Origin of the sequence: Thermoflexus sp., assembly GCF_025055495.1 — a bacterium.
Lineage (GTDB): Bacteria > Chloroflexota > Anaerolineae > Thermoflexales > Thermoflexaceae > Thermoflexus.
Window position 1 is genome coordinate 1 of the sequence record NZ_JANWXB010000225.1, and the last position, 5,988, is coordinate 5,988.

Sequence of the window (5,988 nt, forward strand, 5' to 3'; positions counted from 1 at the left end):
GGTGAAATTTGTTTTGGGGGCTGGGGCGCTGCCTTCGGCTGCGCCCCTGCCCCAAAGCCCCCAAACCCCCGGGAGAGCTCGGAAGTTGCCCATGGCGTTCCTCATCTTGACGAGGGGAGGGCGATGAGGACAGGTGATCACACGATTTTATTATAAAGGCCTGTGATCGCCTTCACGGTGGCTTCCCAGGTAAACTGCTGGGCGCGCGCCAGGCCCTGAGCCCGCAACGCTTCCCGAAGCGCGCCATCGCGGAGCAACGTTCGGATCCCCTCCGCCCAGCCCTCTACGTCGTCGGGATCGATCAGTAAGCCGGCTTCCCCAACCACCTCCGGAAGGGAGGATGCCCGGGCGGCGATCACTGGAGTTCCACAGGCCATCGCCTCCAGCGGGGGCATCCCGAACCCCTCATATCGAGATGGATAAACAAAAAGGGTGGCGGCATTATACCAGAGCGGGAGTTCCGTGTCCGGCACGAATCCGATCCAGCGTGCCCGACCCTCTCGCTCCAGCATCTGCAACCGGGAAAGAAAAGCCGGCTTCCATCCCCGACCCCCCACCAGAATCAACGGAACCGGCGGGGATAACCGGGCAATGGCGTCCAGCAGGATCTCCAGGTTCTTTCGCGGCTCCAGGGTCCCCACATAGAGGATGAACTGCTCCGGCAAACCGTGGCGGGCCCTGAAGGTGGCCACCTCCCCCTCCGGCAACGGCCGGAAGCGAAGATCCACCCCGGGATAGGCCACCCCAATCCGTTCTGGGGGAAGTTTCCAGAGACGGATTAAATCCTCGCGGGCCGCCTGAGAGATCGTCAGGATCCCCGCCGCGCGCTGGCAGCTCAGGCGGGTGAACAGGCGCAGATAGATCCGATTCCATGCGCGAAAAGCCTCCGGATAGCGAACGAAGCTCAGATCGTATACCGTCACCACCACCGGCATGCGGACCGCCAGCGGCGCTACAAAGGCCATGGCGTGGAGGAGATCCCAATCCTCCCGAGCGAGAAGAAGCGGGAAGGCCAGCTGTTCCCACAGGATCCGGATCGCCGGCCGGTGAGTCGGCCAGGTCGTTCGGACCCAGCGGATCCCCAGCGCCTCGGGAGCAAGGGATCGCGGTCCGATGAACGCGGTGAAGGCGATATCGGGAGCCGCCTGCGGGAGGCGCCGCAGGACCTCATAGATGTAACGATGGATCCCGGCGCTCCGATACGAGGCCTCGCCGGCCAGCAGCTGAGCGTTCAAAGCGATCCGGATTCGGGTAGAATTCGAAGGCACGCGGCGAACTCCTCCGATAAAGAAGATAGCCTACCCTATTCTAATTTGGTTAATCGGCCGACTTTGTCTCTGGGAGTTGGAGGGAAGGGGGGTTCGCTACCCAACCCGTTCCCAAACTATGAGATGGAGGGCCTCTAATGCCGATCCTGCTGCGTGAAGAGGATGTGCGGGCGTTGCTACCGATCTCCGAAGCCATCAGGGCGCTAGAGCAGGCCTTCCGCGCCCAGGCCGAGGGTCAGGTCGCCAACGTGCCCCGGGCTCGCGTTCGCTGGCCCCGCGGCGCCCTCCACGTGATGGCCGCGGGAGGGGCCGGGATCGGCTACGTCGGCCTGAAAGCCTACACGACCGTCGGTGGGCAGGCCCGTTTCGTGGTGCTGCTCTTCGACATTGAAAGCGGAGCCCTTGTGGCCATAATGGAGGCCGATATGCTGGGCCGCCTGCGGACCGGAGCCGCCACGGGCCTTGCCACGCGCTACCTCGCCCGTCCCGATGCCCGGATCGTGGGGATGTATGGAACAGGGCGCCAGGCGGCCACCCAGTTGATGGCCGTCTGTGCGGTCCGGACCATCGAGGAAGCCCGGGTTTACAGCCCAACCCGCGAGCGTCGGGAAGCGTTCGCCCGCCGCATGGCCGAAACCCTCGGGATCCCGGTGCGGGCAGCGGATCGACCGGAAGCGGTTGCGGAAGGAGCGGACATCCTAATCACCATCACCTCCGCCCGGGAACCCGTCCTGCGGGGCGCCTGGCTGCGGCCAGGGATGCATATCAACGCCGCCGGCTCCAACGCGCTGATCCGGCGGGAACTGGACGAGGAAGCGGTGACCAAAGCGGATTTCATCGTCATCGATGCGCGGGATCAGGGGAAAATCGAGGCGGGCGATCTCCTGGAGCCTCTGGAGCGGGGACGGCTACAATGGGAGCGAATTCACGAATTGAAAGACGTTGTGGCGGGACGGGTGCGACGCGCCCATCCAGATCAGATCACGCTCTTTAAATCTCTGGGCATCGCTCTGGAAGATGTGGCCGTCGCGGCCATAGTCTATGAACGGGCAGTGGCCCAGGGGATCGGCGAATCGTTGCGCTTGCTGGAGGTCCCGCTGGCGGATTGACGCCCTGAAGGGAAGAGGGATCGGAGGGAGCCATTCCCCTTTTCCGATTGGCTCCCAACCGTGTAACCTCGATACGGGTGAAAGCACGCGATGCCAGAGCTCCCCGAGGTTGAGACGCTGGTTCGAGAGCTACGGCCCTATATAACGGGACGCCGGATCGACCATGTGATCCTGCGCTGGCCCGGATGCGTGGTCACCCCCTCTCCTCGCGCGTTCGTTCGGCGGATGAAAGGTCGGGTGATCCAGGAGGTCAGCCGGCGGGGCAAGTTTCTCCGGTTCGTCCTGGACCAGGGATCATGGCTGGTCCACCTGAAAATGACCGGCCGCCTGCTTCTGCTCTCCGCGTTCGAACCCGACCCATATGCCCGGGCCGATTTCATCCTGGACGACGGGCGCATCCTCCGATTCCAGGATCTCCGCAAGTTCGGCCGTCTGTACTGGGTGGCCGATCCGGAACGGATCTTCCGACAGCTGGGGCCGGAGCCGCTGGATCCCCAGTTCCGGCCAGAGGATCTCGCTCGACGGCTGGCCGGCCGTCGGGGGCGCCTGAAAGCGCTGCTCCTGGATCAATCGGTGCTGGCCGGGATCGGGAACATCTATGCGGATGAGGCGCTCTGGCGGGCGCGTCTGCATCCGATGCGCCCCGCGGCTTCCCTGAACGGCGAGGAGATCCAGCGCCTGTGGGAGGGCATCCGAGAGGCCCTTCTCGCTGGCCTGCGCCATCATGGGACCACGATCCAATGGTATCGTCGGCTGGAAGGGGGAAGCGGAGAGCACCAGCGCTACCTGAAGGTTTACGGACGCGCGGGCCAGCCCTGCTGGCGCTGCGGAACTCCCGTGATCCGTCAGGTCCTTCAGGGCCGCAGCGCCTATTTCTGCCCTGCCTGTCAGCGATAGATGCCCATCCGCTCACCTACTCGCAAATTCCGACGAAAACTCATCCGACCCCTTAGAGGCAGCCAGGTTCTTCCCCATGATGTGGGCAATCGGTGTCGATCTGGCGTGGTCTCCGCGGAACCCAACGGCTGCTGTGGCGCTCCGCTGGGAGGAGGATCACTGGGAAGTGGAGGCCTGGGCGGATGATCTGGGCTCCGATGCGGAGATCCTGGGATTTCTAAGCCCTTATCGGGAGGGTTCGTGCATCATCGGAATCGATGCGCCGCTGATCGTCCCAAACGAAGAAGGATCACGACCATGTGATCGGGAGATCGCCTCCCGGTTCGGGCGCTACCATGCCGGCGGCTATCCGGTGAATCGGCGCTGGCTCCGCGCCTTCGGCGGTCTGCGGGGGGAAGCCCTGGCCCAGGCCCTGGCGGCCTGGGGGTTCACACTAAACCCTCCCTCTGTCCCCCAGGCCTTGATTCGCACCGTGATCGAGGTCTTCCCTCACCCCGCGGCAGTCATTCTGTTTGGCCTTCGGCGGATGATCCGCTATAAACGATTAGGCCGGGGCCTATGGATCCGCGGGCTGCGCCGATGGCACCGCCAGTTGCTCACTTTGGAGCATTTCCATCCCCTCCTCCGCTGGCCCGAGGCCTGGCGATCCTCCCTGCCGGATCGAAAGACCCGACGGGCCTTAAAAGCGTGGGAAGATCGGCTGGATGCTGCCTTTTGCGCTTACGTGGCCGGCTACGTATGGTTTTATGGGCCAGCTGGATACGAGCAAATCGGCGATCTGCAAAACGGATATGTGATCATCCCGCGCCGGATCGGTTAATGGTGCTTCGGCCATCGAAAGATGTCTTCTACTTTCCTCCCCTGGGCCTTATGAGCTGTGGGGAGGGAGGATGGATTCTTGGGCGGTCGGCTTTGCCGACGGCCCCGCCGCTCTGCATCGCGTTGAAAGGGAGGCGAGCCGCTTATGAGCAAGGGATGGCCGTGTTGCGATGAACCGCTGCCCGAGGAAGTCCGGCGAGGCCTGGAGCAGTTCAACGCCGGGGAGTATTTCGAGCAACATGAAACCCTGGAACACGCATGGCGCGCGGAGACCCGTCCCGTTCGCGAAATCTATCAGGGCATCCTGCAAATCGGCGTCGCATGCTATCAGATCCAGCGGGGCAACTATGCTGGTGCGCTGAAGATGTTGCGGCGGGGCCTGACCCATCTTTCCCGCGCGCCGGATCGATGTCAAGGGATCGATGTGGCGCGCTTGCGGGAGGATGCGCGCCGCCTGCTGGAGCGTCTGGAGGTGTTGGGCATCGAAGGGCTTCCTCGGATCGATGCACGCTGGTTCCCCCGCGTGATTTTTGAGTAGAGCTGGACGTTGGATAAACCGGCTGATCCCTCGTTCCGATGAATATTGGGGCTGGGCGGGGCCGCCCTTAGCGACCTTCCCGGCCCCGAAACGCCTCTCACCACGAATCACGCGACCAGTCTATAGGAGTTAGGCTGTGGGGACAGAATGGCCAGGGCTGGACGAGTCCCTCCCCAGCGCTCTTCGGACCGTGGAGAGAGGATGGCTCGCATGAACGAGACATCAGGTTATCGGGGAAGCATCGACAGGCATTTCCGCTCCTAAAACCTGACGGAACAGGAGGTTCGATGAAAGCCGTTGTGATGCGACGACGTGGAGGGCCAGAAGTCCTGCAGGTGGAGGAGGTGCCCACCCCAACGCCGGGCCCGGGCGAGGTGCTGGTTCGCGTGTATGCCTGCGGCCTGAACCATCTGGATCTTTACACCCGAGCCGGCGCGCAGGGCCGCAAGGCGAAGCTTCCCCACGTCCTGGGTCTGGAGCCTGCGGGGGAGATCGCAGCCCTCGGCGATGGGGTAACCGAATGGAAGGTGGGGGATCGGGTGCTGGTCGGCGCTTTCATTGTCTGCGGGGAGTGTGAGTTCTGCCGGGCTGGGATGGATAACCTGTGTCAGCGGCGGAAGATCATCGGCGTGGACCGCTGGGGCGGCTATGCAGAGTATGTGGTGGCACCCGCTGCCAATCTCATGCCCCTGGGGCCGAACATCTCGTATGAGACGGCCGCAGCGATCCAGGCGGCTTTCGGGACCGCGTGGCATATGCTGGTGAGCCGGGCGCGCATCCGACCCGGGGAAACCGTGCTGGTGCTGGCGGCCGGCAGCGGCATCGGCACAGCGGCCATCCAGATCGCCAAGCACTTCGGGTGCCGCGTCATCGCCACCGCGAGCAGCGACGAAAAGCTGGAAAAGGCGCGGGCCCTGGGCGCCGATGTGTTGATCAATTACCGCGAACATCCCCGCTTTAGCCTTCGCGTGATGGAAGCCACAGAGGGGCGAGGCGTCGACATCGTTTTTGAGCACGTGGGCTCCGACACGTGGAAGGAGAGCGTGGCCTCTCTGGCCTTCCGGGGCCGTCTGGTGTTTTGCGGCTCCACCACCGGCCGATGGGGAGAGACGGATCTCTGGGGGGTCTTTTACAAAGAGGCGGAGATCCTGGGCTCCTTCGGGGCCACCCGGGCGGATTTCCAGGCCGTGATGGAACGGGTGGAACAGGGGATCTTCCGCCCGGTCATCGATCGGATCTTCCCCATGGAGGAGGCGGCGGAAGCCCATCGCTACCTGGAGGATCGGCGGGTTTTCGGAAAGGTGATCCTGCGGATCGTATAACCAATCGGATGAGCGGGAACTACTGCTTTGTCCAC

General features: G+C 63.7%; 6 protein-coding genes. 5 read left to right on the forward strand and 1 reads right to left on the reverse strand.

Annotation, left to right across the window (positions count from 1 at the left end):
* Positions 1-137 precede the first annotated feature (137 nt).
* Positions 138-1,268: a glycosyltransferase family 1 protein gene (locus NZM16_RS07500; protein ID WP_295451200.1), complete on the reverse strand. Its 1,131-nt coding sequence runs from the start codon at positions 1,266-1,268 to the stop codon at positions 138-140.
* 137 nt (positions 1,269-1,405) lie between these two features.
* Between NZM16_RS07500 and NZM16_RS07505 the strand changes: the two genes are divergently transcribed.
* From NZM16_RS07505 to NZM16_RS07525, 5 genes are all read left to right on the forward strand, one after another.
* Positions 1,406-2,377: an ornithine cyclodeaminase family protein gene (locus NZM16_RS07505; protein WP_295451202.1), complete on the forward strand. Its 972-nt coding sequence runs from the start codon at positions 1,406-1,408 to the stop codon at positions 2,375-2,377.
* A gap of 90 nt (positions 2,378-2,467) precedes the next feature.
* Entirely contained in the window at positions 2,468-3,274 is an 807-nt protein-coding gene (gene mutM, locus NZM16_RS07510; protein WP_295451204.1) for a bifunctional DNA-formamidopyrimidine glycosylase/DNA-(apurinic or apyrimidinic site) lyase, read from the forward strand.
* Between the two features lie 76 nt (positions 3,275-3,350).
* Entirely contained in the window at positions 3,351-4,094 is a 744-nt protein-coding gene (locus tag NZM16_RS07515) for a DUF429 domain-containing protein (protein ID WP_295479675.1), read from the forward strand.
* A 144-nt stretch (positions 4,095-4,238) separates the two neighbouring features.
* The gene (locus NZM16_RS07520; RefSeq protein WP_295479677.1) at positions 4,239-4,631 is read left to right on the forward strand and encodes a DUF309 domain-containing protein; all 393 of its coding nucleotides are present in this window, start codon (positions 4,239-4,241) and stop codon (positions 4,629-4,631) included.
* A gap of 287 nt (positions 4,632-4,918) precedes the next feature.
* Complete coding sequence (locus NZM16_RS07525; RefSeq protein ID WP_295479679.1) at positions 4,919-5,953, forward strand: zinc-binding dehydrogenase; 1,035 nt, start codon at positions 4,919-4,921, stop codon at positions 5,951-5,953.
* Positions 5,954-5,988 lie beyond the last annotated feature (35 nt).

Coding starts and splice junctions, on each gene's coding strand:
- NZM16_RS07505 (WP_295451202.1), top strand. CDS start 1,406: ATGCCGATCCTGCTGCGTGAAGAGGATGTGCGGGCGTTGCTACCGATC.
- mutM (WP_295451204.1), top strand. CDS start 2,468: ATGCCAGAGCTCCCCGAGGTTGAGACGCTGGTTCGAGAGCTACGGCCC.
- NZM16_RS07515 (WP_295479675.1), top strand. CDS start 3,351: ATGATGTGGGCAATCGGTGTCGATCTGGCGTGGTCTCCGCGGAACCCA.
- NZM16_RS07520 (WP_295479677.1), top strand. CDS start 4,239: ATGAGCAAGGGATGGCCGTGTTGCGATGAACCGCTGCCCGAGGAAGTC.
- NZM16_RS07525 (WP_295479679.1), top strand. CDS start 4,919: ATGAAAGCCGTTGTGATGCGACGACGTGGAGGGCCAGAAGTCCTGCAG.